Here is a 14,508-nt window from a genome sequence, read left to right on the forward strand (position 1 = left end):
TAGGGGCGGTGGCGGCGCGGTGCCAGCCGCCCCCGGATGGCGGACCTCAGTCGGGCTTCTTCGCGACGCCCACCAGCGCCGGGCGCAGCAGCCGGTCGCGGATCATGTATCCGGACTGGATTTCCTGCACCACCGTCCCCGGCTCGGCCTCGTCGCTCGGCACTTCGAGCATCGCCTGGTGCCGGTTCGGATCGAGCGGCTCGCCCATCGCGGCGACTCGCGAGATGCCGTGGCGCCCGAACACCGCGTCGATCTCGCGGCCTGTGGCTTCCAGGCCCGAGACCAGTCCCTTCATCTTGTCGTTCTCGCGAAGGTCGGCCGGAATCGCCGAAAGCGCGCGGCTCAGATTGTCGGCGACCGAGAGGATGTCGCGCGCGAACTGAGTCACGGCATAGGCGCGCGCGTCCTCGGCTTCCTTCTCGGCGCGGCGGCGGACGTTCTGAGTCTCGGCGCGCGCATAGAGCACTGCCGAGCGCGCTTCGGCCAGCTCGGCCTCCAGCGCGCCGATCCGGTCGTGCTCGGCAACTTCGGGAGCCGCTTCGGCGGTCTCGTCGCGCAGCGTTTCGCTGTCGTTTACGTCGGTCGTGTCCGACTTTTCCTGATCGATCATGTGTTCCTGTTTTTCTGCGTCAGGCCAGCAATCTGGCCAGCGTTGATGCCGTGAAATCCACCATGGGGACGACACGGGCATAGTTCAACCGAGTAGGCCCGATGACACCCACCACGCCCACGACGCGCCCGTCGAGCGCGCGCACGGGCTTGGCGATCACCGACGAACCGGACAACGCGAAGAGCTTGTTTTCCGATCCGATGAAGATGCGCGTCGCGTCGCCTTCGCGGGCGCTGTCGAGCAGCCGGGCGATCTCCTGCTTGCCTTCCAGCTCGTCGAGCAGCTGGCGGACGCGCTCGAGATCCTCGGCGGCGCCTTCGTCGAGCAGCCGGGCCTGGCCGCGCACGATCAGCACCGGGCGGCTGTCGCCGTCCTCGCTCCAGATCGCCAGTCCGCGCTCGACCAGCGTCCGCGCCGCGCTGTCCAGCGCCGCCCGCTCGTCGCGAATCTGGCGCTCGATCCGCGCGCGCGCCTGGCTGAGCGTCAGCCCGCCCAGCGTCGCCGAAAGATAATTGGCGGCTTCGTTCAACGCGTCGGGGCGCATCCCCGGCGGCAGATCGACGACCCGGTTCTCGACCGAGCCGTCGTCGCCCACCAGCACCGCGAGCGCGCGATCCTCGCTCAGCGGCACGAAGCCGAACTGGCGCAGGATCGGCTCCTTCTTCGGCACCATGACGAGCCCCGCGCAGGCCGAGAGGCCCGACAGCGCGGCGGTCGTGTTCGCCAGCGCCTCTTCGATCGGCCCCGCCTCGCCCGCGCGCGACTCGATCGCCGCGCGTTCGTCGGCGGTCGGCTCGCTCGCCTGCATCATCCCGTCGACGAACAGCCGCAGCCCGCTTTCGGTGGGAAGCCGCCCCGCGCTGGTATGCGGCGCGGCGAGCAGTCCCAGCTCCTCGAGGTCCTGCATCACGTTGCGGATCGAGGCCGGCGACAGGTTGAGCCCGGAGATCTTCGAGATCGTGCGCGACCCCACCGGCGCGCCGCTGTCGAGATAGGATTCGACCACGATGCGAAAGACGTCGCGGGCACGGTCGGTCATCTCGTGGATCGGAGGCGTACTCATGGCCATGATGTAGGCGCGGCGAGCGGCGTCCGCCAAGGGCTGCCGCGCGCCGCGCCGGAGTGTTGCGCGCTGCGGAGGTCAGGGCTGCTCGCCGATGAACCTCTCGATCGGCAGCAGCTCGGGCGCCTGACCCAGCGCATCGGCGATGGCGCTGTTCTGCTCCGCGGTGCACCCGAAGTAGAAATACAGGTTCTGACTGTCGCCGATCGGGCGGGTCCAGGTCACTTCGGCGCTCGGCATGTCGGTCGCCACCTGCTCGCAATTCGGCTCGCCATGGGCGTAGCGGACCGTGCCGGTCTCCGGGCGATAGGGCGCCAGCTTCGCCTTGAACGCGGCATATTGATCCGCGGTCAGCGTGAAATCGCGCTCGCCGGTCACTGCGGTGTTGCGGATGCCGTTGAAGGTGCCGGTCCCGTCGGGGCGTACCGTCACCGAATAGACGGGGCAGAGGCCGAAGCAGGGGCCGGTCTCGTAGGTGATCGATTCGCTCTCCACCGGGATCGGCGCGCCCACGGGTGCCTCGGGGGCGCGGCTCGTGGTGCAGCCCGCCAGTGCGAGCGCGGTCAAACCCACTGCAATCAAACGCATCATCATTCCTCCCTTTTCGCAGGATCGCCCGGCCGCACTGGCGCGTTCGCCCCATCGCCGCTAGGTCCCGCACCAAACCTTACAGGAGACTGAAACATGCGCCCATCCGGCCGCGCCCCCGACGAGATGCGGGCGATCACGATCGAGCCTCATTTCACGCGCCACGCCGAGGGCTCGGTCCTGATCGGCTTCGGCGATACCCGCGTGCTGGTGACCGCCTCGGTAGAGGAGCGGCTGCCGCCCTGGCTGCGCGGCAAGGGCGAAGGCTGGGTCACCGCCGAATATGGCATGCTCCCGCGCGCGACTCACACGCGCGGCAATCGCGAGGCGGCAAAGGGCAAGCAATCGGGCCGCACTCAGGAAATCCAGCGTCTGATCGGCCGCTCGCTCCGCGCGGTCACCGATCTCAAGCTGCTCGGCGAGCGCCAGATCACGCTCGACTGCGACGTGATCCAGGCCGATGGCGGCACGCGCACCGCGGCGATTTCGGGCGCCTGGGTGGCGCTGCGGATCGCAGTCGACAAGTTGCTGGCGCAAGGCGCGCTGGCCGAGAACCCGATCCGCGACCAGGTCGCGGCGGTGAGCTGCGGCATCTATCAGGGCACGCCGGTGCTCGACCTCGATTACGATGAGGATTCGAACGCCGACGCCGACGCCAATTTCGTGCTGCTGGGCGACGGTCGCATCGCCGAAGCGCAGGCGACCGCCGAAGGCGCCTGCTACGACGAAGAAGGGCTGCTGCGCCTGCTCCGCCTCGCGCGCATCGGCTGCAACGACATCTTCGCCGCGCAGAAGAAGGCGGTCGGCGGATGACCGGTCCGAATGAAGGCATCGGCGGCGATGCGCCGCAGGCGATCCGCAAGCTCCAGCCCGGCAGGCTCGTCATCGCCAGCCACAATCCCGGCAAGGTGCGCGAGATCGCCGAGCTGCTTGGCCCGTATGGCATCGCGCCGGTGTCGGCGGCCGAACTCGACCTGCCCGAGCCGGAAGAGACCGGCACCAGCTTCGTCGCCAATGCCGAGCTGAAGGCGCTCCAGGCCGCCGACCTCTCGGGCCTTCCCGCACTGGCCGACGACAGCGGCCTGTGCGTCGAGGCGCTGGGCAACGAGCCCGGCATCTTCTCGGCGCGCTGGGCGGGTCCGGCACGCGACTTCAACGTCGCGATGAGCCGAGTCGAGCGTCGGCTCGAACAGCTCGGGCCGGAAACGCCGCGCGATGCGCACTTCATCTGCGCGCTCGCGCTCGCCTGGCCCGACGGCCATGTCGAATGGTTCGAGGGCCGCGTCGATGGCACGCTCGTCTGGCCGCCGCGCGGGACGCGGGGTTTCGGCTATGATCCGGTGTTCCTGCCGAACGGCGAGGAACGGACCTTCGGCGAAATGGACCCGGCGAAGAAGCACGGCATGAGCCACCGCGCCGATGCCTTCCGCCAGCTCGTGGCGGCAGTTCTCGACTGACCAGGCGCGTTATCCCCGGATTTCCGTGCGTTAACCCTCTTCGCTCGGGAACCTCGCACCCGCAGCTTCGCTGGCGCTTCAGCTATCCGGGCGAGGGAGAGGTTCATGGGATCGATGCGACGCTTCGCGACACTGCTGGAGCATCTGGCGGAGGATGAGCGCGCGGCGGTGCCGGTCGCGCCGTGCGACTGCGATACCGGGAATGCCAAGGCCGAACCCGCCCCCGCTCCGGTGGCCCGCTCCGGCAGGAAGCCGCGCGGCGGCCCCATGAGCGGCGCTGGAGGAGCCTGACCGCGGCTGCGGAAAATGGTGGACAGGGCTGGATTCGAACCAGCGTACGGGAAACCCGGGCAGATTTACAGTCTGCTGCCTTTAACCACTCGGCCACCTGTCCATGGGAGCCGCTTGTCGAGCGAGCGGCGTCCAATGCCGATGCGCGCGCCGCCTGTCAACGCCGCAGCGCGCACTTGCGCCGCCATCGGCTCGCGAATAGCGTCCGCGCCGATCGAACGCTTCACCTTCAAGGAGTTCCATGCGCGCTCTCGCACTCGTCCTCGCGGCCGCCGCCCTGGTCGCCCCGCTTTCCGCCACGGCCCAGCAGGTCGACCGCAGCCAGACTGCACGCATCCTCGCCGAAGGCACCAGCCAGTCCGAAGTGATGCGGATCGCGCAATATCTCACCGATGTGATCGGGCCGCGGCTCACCAACTCGCCCGGCATGCGCACGGCTGAGGACTGGACCGCCGCCAAGTTCCGCGAATGGGGGCTGTCGAACGTCCACAAGGAAGGATTCGAGTTCGGCCGCGGATGGTGGGCGGAGCGCTACAACGGCCGCATGATCACGCCGCGGATCGACGAGCTCTCGGTCGTTCCGGTCACCTGGACGCCGGGCACCGGCACGCCCGTCACCGGCGAGGCGGTCTATGCTCCGATCGACAGCGCCGGCGATTTCGACGCCTGGCGCGGCAAGCTGGCGGGCAAGATCGTGCTCCTCAGCGAGCCCGAGGAGCGCCCCGATCCGACCGAACCCGCCTTCCGCCGCTGGACCGACGAGCAGCTCGCCGAGTTCAACAGCTACGCAATCCCGAACTACAGCCCGAACCGTGGTTCGGCGCGGGTCGGCGCGAGGAGCTTCGCTGCGCAGCGCGACGCGTTCCTGAAGGAAGAGGGTGCGCTCGCGGTCGTCACCATGTCCTATCGCGACGGCAATCTCCTCCACGGCAGCGGCTACACCTTCGGCACGGGCGAAACCCCGTCGATGCCGACCTTCGAAATGGGCGCGGAGGACTATCGCCGCACTGTCCGGCTGATCCGGATGGGCGCCGCGCCGCAGCTCGAGCTCAACAGCGTCGTCCATTTCGACGACAGCGACACCCAGGCGTACAATGTCATCGCCGACATCCCCGGCACCGACCGGAACGCCGGCTATGTCATGGCGGGCGCGCATCTCGACAGCTGGGCCGCGGGCGACGGCGCGGCGGACAATGCGGCCGGTTCGGCGATGGTGATGGAGGCCGCGCGGATCATCCGTTCGCTCGGCATCCGCCCGAAGCGCACGATCCGCTTCGCGCTGTGGAACGGCGAGGAGCAGGGCCTGCTCGGGTCGATGGATTATGTCGAGCGCCACATCGCCTCGCGCCCTGTGGACCCGAGCCTCACCGGCATCGCGCGCTACATGGGCTGGCGCAACGCCTGGCCGCTCGCCAAGCAGGCCGACTACGACCGGCTCGTCGCCTATTTCAATCTCGACAACGGCTCGGGCCGGATTCGCGGCATCAACGCCCAGGGCAATCCCGCCGTGGTGCCGATCTTCGAGGAATGGCTCCGCCCGTTCGAATCGCTGGGCGCCACGCAGGTGGCGATGCGCAGCGTCGGCGGCACCGATCACGTCTTCTTCGACGCGGTGGGCATCCCCGCCTTCCAGTTCATCCAGGATCCGCTCGATTACGGCAGCCGGCTGCACCACACCAACGTCGACACCTTCGATCATCTGAAGGCCGACGACCTGCGGCAGGGTGCGGTCATCCTCGCTGCCTTCCTGATCCAGGCCGCCAATGCCGATGCGCCGCTGCCGCGCGTCCCCTTCCCGCGCGAGCCGAATGCCTCCGACGGCTTCTATCCCTTCCCCGCGGCGGACGCGGGCCACTGATGGCGCGGCGCGGCCACCGTCCCTCGCAGGCGCCTGCCTCGCGCCCGCGCTTCTACGGGCGCCACGCCGTGCTCGCGGCGCTGGCGAACCCGGAGCGGCGCGTGCGCAAGATCTGGGGCACGCGCGAGGCGCTGGGCGCGCTCGATCTCCCGCCGGTGATCCCGATCACCTATGCCGATGCGGCCGATCTCGGCCGGCTGGTGCCCGGCGATGCGCCGCATCAGGGGCTGGTCGCCGAGGTCGATCCGCTCGAGGACATCTGGCTCGGTGATCTGCTCGAACAGGGCGCGCGCGATCGCCGCCCGCTCGTCGTGCTCGACCAGGTCACCGATCCGCACAATGTCGGCGCGGTGCTGCGCTCGGCGGCGGCGTTCGACGCGCTGGGCATCGTCACGCAGGATCGGCACGCGCCGCCCGAATCGGGGGCGCTTGCACGTTCGGCCTCGGGTGCGCTCGAAATCGTCCCCTGGGTGCGGGTGGTGAACCTGTCCCGCGCGCTCGGCGAGATCGCCGATGCGGGGTTCTGGCGCGTCGGCCTGACGGGGCATGTCGAAGCGACGCTCGCCGAGGCGATCGGCCGCGAAGGACGCATCTGCCTGGTCCTGGGCGCCGAAGGCGAAGGCATGCGCCAGAACACCGAGGCGCATTGCGACCTGCTGGCGAAGCTCCCGATCTCGCCCCGAGTCGAAAGCCTCAACGTCTCGAACGCCGCGGCGATCGCGCTCTATGCCGTGGCGACTCGGCCCACGGTGCCGCAATGAACCGGCCGGACTGAAGCGCCTCAATCCTCTTCGGCGATCGTCACTTTCAACCCGTCCAGCTCGTCGGTGAACGGGATCTGGCACGACAGGCGCGAGCGTTCGTCGCGGTCGGCCGAGCTGTCGAGCAGATCATTCTCGTCGTCGCTCATCGGCGGCAGTTTGGCCGCAAATTCCGGGTCGACATGGACGTGGCAGGTGGCGCACGAGCAGCAGCCGCCACACAGCGCGAGCAACTCGTCGAAGCCGTTGTCGCGGATCACTTCCATCACCGAAAGGCCCACGTCGCCCGTGACTTCGCGTTCTTCCCCATCCCGTGTCACGACGATAAGCTTCGGCATGCCAGTCTCCTTTGTCGTCGGCTCCCATGCCGCCGATCCCCTTGCATTTCAAGGATGGCGCCGATGGGCCTAACTGCCGAACAGCTGCGCGCATCGCTCGATTCGCTGGGCGGGATCGAGCCGGGTTTCGCCGCCGCGCTCGCCGCCGCGGGCTATCCCGAGCCGCGCATCCGCGAACCCGGCTATGCCACGCTGCTGCGCACGATCGTCGGCCAGCAGGTGAGTGTGGCCGCCGCCCAGTCGATCTGGGGCAAGGTGGAAGCCGCGGTGGGCGATGCCGAGGATCCGGCTGCGATCCTCGCGACTTCGGAAGAGGCATTGCGTGCCGCCGGTCTCAGTCGCCAGAAGATCGCCTATGCCCGCAGCCTCGCCGAGGAAGTGGCGAGCGGCCGGCTCGATTTCGCCGCGCTGCCGCGGGACGACGAGGAAGCGATCGCCGCGCTCACTCGGGTGAAGGGCATCGGCCGCTGGTCGGCGGAAATCTACCTGCTGTTCGCCGAGGGGCGGGGCGACATCTGGCCTGCCGGCGATCTCGCGGTGCAGATCGCGGTCGGCCGGATCCTCGGCCATGACGCGCGCCCCACCGAACGGCAGGTTCGCGCGCTGGCCGAACCGTGGCGGCCGCATCGCGGCGCGGCGGCGATCTTCGCCTGGCACCATTATGGCTTCGAAAAGACGCGGGCGAAGGACGGACCCGAGCTCAGCCCGCTGTAAGGCCGTCGAGCCCCACGGCCACTGCCCCCAGCGGCCCTGCCATGCCTCCCAGACCCGGCGGCCCCAGCCGCGAATCGAGCTCGGCCGCATAGGCCGCAAGCGAGCCATAGCCGCCGATGCTTTCGGCCAGCCGCCGCCGCAGCGGCCCGAACAGATGCGGCCGCGCATCGAGCACACCGCCGCCGATCGCGATCCGCTGTGGCGCGAAGGTGACGACCAGATTGTGCACCAGCCCAGCGAGATCGTGGACGAACACGTCCCAGTGCGGCCCCGCTGCGGGCAGTTCCTCGCCCGCGCATCCAAACCGCTCGGCCAGCGCCGGGCCCGAGATCAGCCCCTCGACGCAGTCGCCGTGGAAGCGGCACCAGCCGGGAAAGGAGTCACCGGGCGCACGGGGCACGCGCATGTGGCCCGCCTCGGCATGGGCAACGCCTTGGACCGGCGCACCGCCGGTGACGATGCCGACGCCCACGCCGGTGCCGATGGTGATGTAGAGGTGGCTCGTCATCCCCCGCGCCGCGCCCCAGCGCCCCTCGGCCAGCGCGGCGCCGTTGACGTCGGTCTGGATCGCGACCGGCTTGCCGTACCGCCGCTCCAGCCGCCGCACGAGATCGGTGCCGGTCCAGCCCGGCTTGGTGGTCGCCGTCACCGATCCGAAATCGGGCCGGGCGGGATCGAGTTCGATCGGCCCGAAGGCGGCGACGCCGATCGCATCGAACTGCCAGCCGTCGAGCAGCGCCTCGATCGCGCCGAGCGTCGCCTCCGGGTCGCGAGTCGCGATCCGCTGCTGCGCACGCACATCCTCCGGCCCGCGCGCGAGCAGCGCGACGCATTTTGTCCCGCCCAGTTCGAGCCCGGCGATCAGCGGCGCGGCGCATTCCATCGCAACGAGCTACCCCGAGTCGCGCACACGACAAAGTGTGCCGCGGCGAAAACTTCGCCGCGGCACACTCAGGGCGGAACCCGGGGGTCAGGCGTCGCCGTGCGGCCTGGGATCGCGATCGGTGATGCTGACCAGCGCCAGAACGGCCATGAAGGCGAGCATCGCCCCGGCCACGAGATAGAGGAAGTTGCTTCCGATCAGATCGAGCATCGCTTGGCTCCTGCTGTGTTGCAGTAGAAGTGCGACCGGCCGGCCGGCGGTTCGTTGATCGCGATCAAAGCCGCGCCGGGCCCGAAGGGCCATGCGCGTGGCCATGCATCGATATTTGCCCGATCTCGCCGCGCAGAGCGTCCCGCGCTATACCAGCTATCCCATCGCCGTCGCCTTCGCGCCCGGCATCGGCGCTGCCGAGCAAGTGGCGGCGCAACAGGCGATCGCCCCCGGAACGCCGGTCTCGCTCTATCTGCACATCCCCTATTGTCACGAGATCTGCTGGTATTGCGGGTGCAACACCGGCGCGACCGGTCGGCCGGACCGGGTCTCGGCCTATCGCGACGCGCTGCTGCGCGAGATTGAAACGGTGGGCGCGCGCGTGCGCGGCACCGCCGTCAGCGTTCACTTCGGCGGCGGCAGCCCCAATGCGCTGGCCCCGGCCGACTGGGCGGAGATCGCCGCGGGGCTGCGCAGCGCCTTTGACATCGCGCCGCACGCCGACTGGGCTGCCGAGCTCGATCCGCGCACGCTTTCCGCCGCCGACGCCCAGGCGATCGCCGCCGCCGGCATCGGCCGCGCGAGCCTGGGCGCGCAGACCTTCGCGCCGCACATCCAGCACCGGATCAACCGTATCCAGCCGTTCCGCACCGTTGCCCAGGCCGCCGCCGATCTGCGTGCCGCCGGAGTGGCGCGGATCAACCTCGACCTGATGTACGGACTGCCCGACCAGCGGCTCGACGCCATCGCGGCCACCGTGGCTCAGGCGCTCACGCTGCGGCCGGATCGAGTCGCGATGTTCGGCTATGCGCATATGCCGCGCATGCTCCCGCGCCAGCGGATGATCGATTCGGCCCGCCTGCCCGATGCCGAGGCGCGCTTCTGGCAAAGCGCGCTGGCGCACGACCTGATGCTCGAGGCCGGCTATCGCGCGATCGGCTTCGATCACTTCGCGCTGCCCGGCGACAGCATCGCCCAGGCCGCGCGCGAAGGCCGGCTGCGGCGCAACTTCCAGGGGTTCACCGACGATCCGGCGACGACGGTGATCGGCCTCGGCGCCTCGGCGATCAGCCAGTTCGACACGCTGTTCGTGCAGAACGAGAAGCACTCCGGCCGTTATCGCATGCTCGCCGGCAATGGCGCACCCGCCGGCGTGCGCGGCGCCGCGCGCACTGCCGGCGATCGCCTGCGCGGTGCCGTGATCGAACGGCTGCTGTGCGACGGCACCGTCGATGTCGCCGCCGTCGCCGCCGCGCATCGCCAGCCGGTCGAGGCGCTGGCCGAGTCGCTTCCCGCGCTCGCACCGCTGGTCGATGCCGGAATGGTCGCGGTCGCCGAGTGGCGCGTCACCGTGCTGCCCGCCGGCCGCCCCTATGCCCGGCTCGCCGCCGCCGCGTTCGACGCCTATCGCGCGCCGGCTGCCGATCGGTTCAGCCGCGCGGTCTGAGCGATCCGTACACTTCCCGATATTCGGCTCGGCACGCGCGTCCTACCCCTCTCCTGAACCCAAGGAGGCGGACATGAAGAATGTGTTGCTGCTGATTCACGATGATCGCGGACAGGAGGCCCGGCTACAGGCGGCGCTCGATCTCACGCGTGCGCTGGGCGGCCATCTCAAGTGCCTCGACGTGTCGATCCTGCCGGTGATGATCGAGGACTATGTGCCGACCGGCGGCGCGGCGATGATCGTGGAGTCCGAGCGCGAGCGCGAAAGCGAGAATCGCATCCGCACCGAGGCACGGCTCGCCAAGGAGGACGTGCCCTATGACTGGACCGACGTGACCGGCGACCCGGCCTTCGCGCTGCGCCAGGCGGGTGCGCTCGCCGATGTCATCGTCGTCAACCGCCATCTCGCCGGACTGCATTTCCCCGACATGCGCGAAATCGCGGGCGAATTGCTCGTCACCGCCGACACGCCGGTCCTCGCCGTGCCCGAGGAGGCGCGCGGGTTCGACGCCTGCGGCCATGCGCTGGTCGCCTGGGACGGATCGAAAGAGGCGGAGGAGGCGCTGCAGGCGGCGGTGCCGCTGCTCGCCCTCGCCGAGAACGTCACGCTCGTCGAAGTCGACGATGGCTCGGTGCGCGTGCCCGCCGCCGAGGCGGCGCGCTACCTGGCGCGGCACGGAATCGAGCCGGTGGTTCGCCGGGTCGAAGCCGGCGGTCGCCGTGCCGGCGACGTGCTGCTTGGCGAAGTGGTCAATCAGCGCGCCGCCTATCTGGTGATGGGCGGCTATGGCCACAGCCGGATGGTCGAGGCGGTGTTCGGCGGCGTCACGCGCAAGATGCTGACCGAAAGCCCCGTGCCGCTGCTACTGGCGCACTGACCGGTCGGAACGCGCGGTGACGCCCCCTGCAGCCTCGTCCGAGCCGATCCGGCATCTGGTGATCCTGGGCCATCCTTCGGAATCCAGCTTCAACCGTGCCGTCGCGGAAACCTATTGCGCGGCGGTACGCGAGGCGGGGCAGACGGCAACTCTGCGCGACCTGTATGCGCTGGGCTTCGATCCGCTGCTGAAGGCGTGGGAGAACCCCGGCGCGCCCGGAGTCGAATATGCGCCCGACGTTGCCACGGAAGTCGCGCTGCTGCGGGCGAGCGACGCCGTGGTCCTCGTCTATCCGATCTGGTTCGGCATGCCGCCCGCCATCGTCAAAGGCTATGTCGATCGCGTGTTCGGCGCCGGCTTCAGCGCAAAGGAAATCAAGAAGGGAGTCGCCAGCCCGCTGCTCGGCGGAAAGCGGCTGCTCAGCTTGTCCACCTCGGCGGCCACGCTGCCGTGGCTCGATGCGCGCGGCCAATGGCAGGCGCTGCGCCAGGCGTTCGACAGCTATCTGGTCGAGGCGTTCGGGATGCGCTCGGGCGAGCATGTGCATTTCGATGCGATCGTCGAGAATCTGCAGGAGCGCTACGTGTACGAGAACCTCGAGCGCGTGCGTGGCGCCGCGCAGACGCTGTGCGCCACATTGCTCGACGACCGGCATCGCGCCACCGCGGCTGCGGCGCTGGCGCGAAGCGGCTCGCCCGGAGACGAGGGCGGCGACGCGTGATAGGCAGCGACGCATGATTCGCAGCCAGACATCGCAGCAGTGAACGACGCCGCCAGGCAACGCGCCGAGACGCTCGCCCGCTTCATCGAAGGCGCGACCGATCGGGCGCTGTTCCTGCTCGATCCGGACGGGACGATCGCCACCTGGAATCGCGGTGCCGAGCAGCTGACCGGCTGGACCGCGGAGGAAATCGGCGGCCAGCCGATCGCGCGGCTCTATCCCGATCCGGACCATGGCGGGGGCACGGCGGCGGAGGATCTGGCGGCGGCCGCGCGCGAGCGGCATACCCGCACCGAAGCGTGGCGGGTGCGCAAGGACGGCTCGGAATTTCTCGCCGATGTCTCGCTCACCGCGCTGTACGACGCCGATGGCGCGCTGCTCGGCTTCGGCCAGGTGCTGTACGACATCACCGACCGCAAGGCGGCCGAGCGTGCGCTGGAGCGCAATGCGCTGCACCTGCGCTCGATTCTCGCGACCGTTCCCGATGCGATGATCGTGATCGACGAACGCGGGATCATCCTGTCGTTCAGCGCCGCGGCCGAGCGGCTGTTCGGCTATGGCGAGGCCGACGTGATCGGGCAGAATGTCGCGATGCTGATGCCCTCGCCCGATCGCGAGCGGCACGATAATTACATCGCCCGCTATCTCGCGACCGGCGAGCGCCGGATCATCGGGATCGGGCGGATCGTCGTCGGCCAGCGCCGCGACGGCACCGATTTTCCGATGGAGCTGGCGGTCGGCGAGGCGAACACCGACGGACACCGCATCTTCACCGGCTTCATCCGCGACCTCACCGAGCAGCAGCGCGCCGAGCTGCGCCTCAAGGAGCTTCAGTCGGAGCTGATCCATGTCTCGCGCCTCTCGGCGATGGGCACCATGGCCTCCACGCTCGCGCACGAGCTCAATCAGCCGTTGACCGCCATCGCCAACTATCTCGAGGCGGGGCGCGACCTGCTCGGCGAACTCGCCGCCGAGGGCGAGACCGCGGCGATGCTGCGCGAGGCGATGGACGAATCCGCGCATGAGGCGCTGCGCGCCGGCAACATCGTCCGCCGCCTGCGCGACTTCGTCTCGCGCGGCGACGTCGAGAAGCGGGTCGAGGATCTGTCGCACCTGATCGACGAGGCCGGCCGCCTTGCGCTGATCGGCGCGAAGGAGCGCGGCGTGCGCGCCTTCTACGATCTCGATCCGGCGGCGGAGGCGGTGCTGGTCGACCGCGTGCAGATCCAGCAGGTGCTGGTCAATCTGATCCGCAACGCGGTCGAGGCGCTTGCGGAATCGGAAACTCGCGACATCACCATCGCGACGGCTCCCGACGCGCGGGGCATGGTTCGCGTCTCGGTCGCCGATACCGGTCCAGGCCTCGCTCCCGGCATCGCGGCGACGCTGTTCCAGGCCTTCAACAGCACGAAGGATCGTGGCATGGGATTGGGCCTGTCGATCTGCCGAACGATCGTCGAGGCGCATGGGGGACGCATCTGGGCCGAAGCACGCCCCGGCGGCGGGACGATCTTTCACTTCACCGTCATGGGAGCGGAGACCGATTAGCCGATGAGCGAAAAGCGAGTGATCCACCTCGTCGATGACGAGGACGCCATCCGGCGCTCGGCCGGCTTCATGCTGCGCACGTCGGGCTTCGAGGTGAAGACCTATCCGAGCGGAGTCGAGTTCCTCAAGGAGGCGAAGGCCGCCGATCCCGGCTGCATCCTGCTCGACGTGCGCATGCCCGAAATGGACGGGCTGGAGGTTCAGGCCGAGCTCAACGCGCGTGGCGTCGCGATGCCGGTGATCGTCCTCACCGGCCATGGCGACATCACCACCGCGGTGCAGGCGATGAAGGCCGGCGCAGTCGATTTCATCGAGAAGCCGTTCGAAAAGGCGACGCTGCTCGCCGCGATCGACATGGCGTTCCAGCGGCTCGAGCAGCGGCATGAGGCGTCGGCGTCCGAGCAGGAGGCGCAGGTGCGGATCGCCGGGCTCACCAACCGCGAGCAGGATGTGCTGCGCGGGCTGGTCCGCGGCCATCCCAACAAGACGATCGCCTATGATCTGGGCATCAGCCCCCGCACGGTCGAAGTGCATCGCGCCAATGTGATGAGCAAGCTCGGCGTCCGCAGCCTCTCCGAAGCGCTGCGCATCGCCTTCGCGGCAGGTCTTCAGGGCGAACCCGAGGAATAGCGCTCCCGCCGCGGCACCTTGGGAAGAACACGTAGCGACGCGCCGCCGCGCCGGGGGCAAGGTCGGCGCCTTCGGTACATGACAGGTCGCCATGCTTGCTCCCCAAACTGCCCGAACGCCGCACAGCGACGCGGAGCGCTGCCGCGTCCTGCTGGTCGAGGACGATGCGGGCGTCCGCCGCTCGATGCATCTGATGCTGCACGGCAGCGGCTATGAGGTGCGCTCCTATTCCGCCGCCGGGCCGCTGCTTTCCGATCCGGACATCCATGCCGCGCGCTGCCTGATCGCCGACTATCGCCTGCCGGACGGCGACGGGCTGGGCATCCGGCGCGCGCTGGCGCGGCTCGGCTGGCAGGGGCGCTCGATCCTCATCACGGCCTTTCCCTCGCTTACGCTGCGCCAGGCGGCACATGCCTGCGGCTATGACGTAGTGCTCGAAAAGCCGGTGCGGCAGCACGAGCTGATCGCGGCGATGCAGGGCGCCGCGCCCGCGCCCGGCAACGCGGCCTGAC

Annotated in this window: 18 protein-coding genes and 1 tRNA gene; 12 read left to right on the forward strand and 7 right to left on the reverse strand. The window is 69.4% G+C overall.

Annotated features, from left to right (window positions below; translation table 11 throughout):
* Window positions 1-46: 46 nt before the first annotated feature.
* The 3 genes from grpE to H7V21_RS06285 form a co-directional block, all read right to left on the reverse strand.
* Window positions 47-610: a nucleotide exchange factor GrpE gene (gene grpE, locus H7V21_RS06275; protein WP_188055984.1), complete on the reverse strand. Its 564-nt coding sequence runs from the start codon at window positions 608-610 to the stop codon at window positions 47-49.
* A 19-nt stretch (window positions 611-629) separates the two neighbouring features.
* Window positions 630-1,673 (reverse strand): heat-inducible transcriptional repressor HrcA, encoded by a 1,044-nt coding sequence (gene hrcA, locus H7V21_RS06280; protein WP_188055985.1) that lies wholly within the window; start codon window positions 1,671-1,673, stop codon window positions 630-632.
* Window positions 1,674-1,751: 78 nt separating this feature from the next.
* Window positions 1,752-2,267 (reverse strand): DUF6438 domain-containing protein, encoded by a 516-nt coding sequence (locus H7V21_RS06285; RefSeq protein WP_262504033.1) that lies wholly within the window; start codon window positions 2,265-2,267, stop codon window positions 1,752-1,754.
* A 90-nt stretch (window positions 2,268-2,357) separates the two neighbouring features.
* Between H7V21_RS06285 and rph the strand changes: the two genes are divergently transcribed.
* From rph to H7V21_RS06300, 3 genes are all read left to right on the forward strand, one after another.
* Window positions 2,358-3,074 carry a ribonuclease PH gene (gene rph, locus H7V21_RS06290; protein WP_188055986.1) on the forward strand — a complete coding sequence of 239 codons (717 nt, stop codon included), beginning with the start codon at window positions 2,358-2,360 and terminating at the stop codon, window positions 3,072-3,074.
* Window positions 3,071-3,718: an RdgB/HAM1 family non-canonical purine NTP pyrophosphatase gene (rdgB, locus tag H7V21_RS06295; RefSeq protein WP_188055987.1), complete on the forward strand. Its 648-nt coding sequence runs from the start codon at window positions 3,071-3,073 to the stop codon at window positions 3,716-3,718. Before rph ends, rdgB begins: the two co-directional genes overlap by 4 nt.
* Before the next feature lie 105 nt (window positions 3,719-3,823).
* Window positions 3,824-4,009 (forward strand): hypothetical protein, encoded by a 186-nt coding sequence (locus tag H7V21_RS06300; RefSeq protein WP_188055988.1) that lies wholly within the window; start codon window positions 3,824-3,826, stop codon window positions 4,007-4,009.
* A 16-nt stretch (window positions 4,010-4,025) separates the two neighbouring features.
* On the opposite strand, the gene H7V21_RS06305 is transcribed toward H7V21_RS06300, so the two are convergent.
* Window positions 4,026-4,112 (reverse strand) — tRNA-Tyr (locus H7V21_RS06305).
* Between the two features lie 138 nt (window positions 4,113-4,250).
* Between H7V21_RS06305 and H7V21_RS06310 the strand changes: the two genes are divergently transcribed.
* Complete coding sequence (locus tag H7V21_RS06310) at window positions 4,251-5,867, forward strand: M20/M25/M40 family metallo-hydrolase (RefSeq protein ID WP_188055989.1); 1,617 nt, start codon at window positions 4,251-4,253, stop codon at window positions 5,865-5,867.
* A complete protein-coding gene (gene rlmB, locus H7V21_RS06315) occupies window positions 5,867-6,628 on the forward strand; it encodes a 23S rRNA (guanosine(2251)-2'-O)-methyltransferase RlmB (protein ID WP_188055990.1) in 762 nt (253 codons plus the stop codon). The genes H7V21_RS06310 and rlmB overlap by 1 nt, the downstream gene beginning before the upstream one ends.
* Before the next feature lie 20 nt (window positions 6,629-6,648).
* Here the strand turns inward: rlmB and H7V21_RS06320 are convergent, their stop codons facing one another.
* Window positions 6,649-6,966: a 2Fe-2S iron-sulfur cluster-binding protein gene (locus H7V21_RS06320; protein WP_188055991.1), complete on the reverse strand. Its 318-nt coding sequence runs from the start codon at window positions 6,964-6,966 to the stop codon at window positions 6,649-6,651.
* A gap of 63 nt (window positions 6,967-7,029) precedes the next feature.
* Between H7V21_RS06320 and H7V21_RS06325 the strand changes: the two genes are divergently transcribed.
* Window positions 7,030-7,680, forward strand: a complete 651-nt coding sequence (locus H7V21_RS06325) for a DNA-3-methyladenine glycosylase family protein (protein ID WP_188055992.1) — start codon at window positions 7,030-7,032, stop codon at window positions 7,678-7,680.
* On the opposite strand, the gene H7V21_RS06330 is transcribed toward H7V21_RS06325, so the two are convergent.
* Together H7V21_RS06330 and H7V21_RS15835 are read right to left on the reverse strand one after the other, a co-directional pair.
* On the reverse strand, window positions 7,667-8,563 hold the full coding sequence (locus tag H7V21_RS06330) for an ROK family protein (RefSeq protein ID WP_188055993.1): 897 nt from the start codon (window positions 8,561-8,563) through the stop codon (window positions 7,667-7,669). The genes H7V21_RS06325 and H7V21_RS06330 overlap by 14 nt on opposite strands.
* Window positions 8,564-8,650: 87 nt before the next feature.
* A complete protein-coding gene (locus H7V21_RS15835) occupies window positions 8,651-8,773 on the reverse strand; it encodes a hypothetical protein (protein WP_262504034.1) in 123 nt (40 codons plus the stop codon).
* A gap of 103 nt (window positions 8,774-8,876) precedes the next feature.
* Between H7V21_RS15835 and hemN the strand changes: the two genes are divergently transcribed.
* The 6 genes from hemN to H7V21_RS06360 all read left to right on the forward strand — a co-directional run bounded on the left by hemN (window position 8,877) and on the right by H7V21_RS06360 (window position 14,507).
* Window positions 8,877-10,220, forward strand: coding sequence for an oxygen-independent coproporphyrinogen III oxidase (gene hemN, locus H7V21_RS06335; protein ID WP_188055994.1), 1,344 nt, complete (start codon window positions 8,877-8,879; stop codon window positions 10,218-10,220).
* A gap of 73 nt (window positions 10,221-10,293) precedes the next feature.
* Window positions 10,294-11,097 (forward strand): universal stress protein, encoded by an 804-nt coding sequence (locus H7V21_RS06340; protein ID WP_188055995.1) that lies wholly within the window; start codon window positions 10,294-10,296, stop codon window positions 11,095-11,097.
* A 16-nt stretch (window positions 11,098-11,113) separates the two neighbouring features.
* The gene (locus H7V21_RS06345) at window positions 11,114-11,818 is read left to right on the forward strand and encodes an NAD(P)H-dependent oxidoreductase (protein ID WP_188055996.1); all 705 of its coding nucleotides are present in this window, start codon (window positions 11,114-11,116) and stop codon (window positions 11,816-11,818) included.
* Window positions 11,819-11,857: 39 nt separating this feature from the next.
* Window positions 11,858-13,366 (forward strand): PAS domain-containing sensor histidine kinase, encoded by a 1,509-nt coding sequence (locus tag H7V21_RS06350; RefSeq protein WP_188055997.1) that lies wholly within the window; start codon window positions 11,858-11,860, stop codon window positions 13,364-13,366.
* A gap of 3 nt (window positions 13,367-13,369) precedes the next feature.
* Window positions 13,370-13,996: a response regulator FixJ gene (fixJ, locus tag H7V21_RS06355; RefSeq protein ID WP_188055998.1), complete on the forward strand. Its 627-nt coding sequence runs from the start codon at window positions 13,370-13,372 to the stop codon at window positions 13,994-13,996.
* A 91-nt stretch (window positions 13,997-14,087) separates the two neighbouring features.
* Entirely contained in the window at window positions 14,088-14,507 is a 420-nt protein-coding gene (locus tag H7V21_RS06360; protein ID WP_188055999.1) for a response regulator, read from the forward strand.
* Window position 14,508 lies beyond the last annotated feature (1 nt).

This window comes from Sphingosinithalassobacter sp. CS137 (assembly GCF_014334115.1).
GTDB lineage: Bacteria > Pseudomonadota > Alphaproteobacteria > Sphingomonadales > Sphingomonadaceae > Sphingomonas.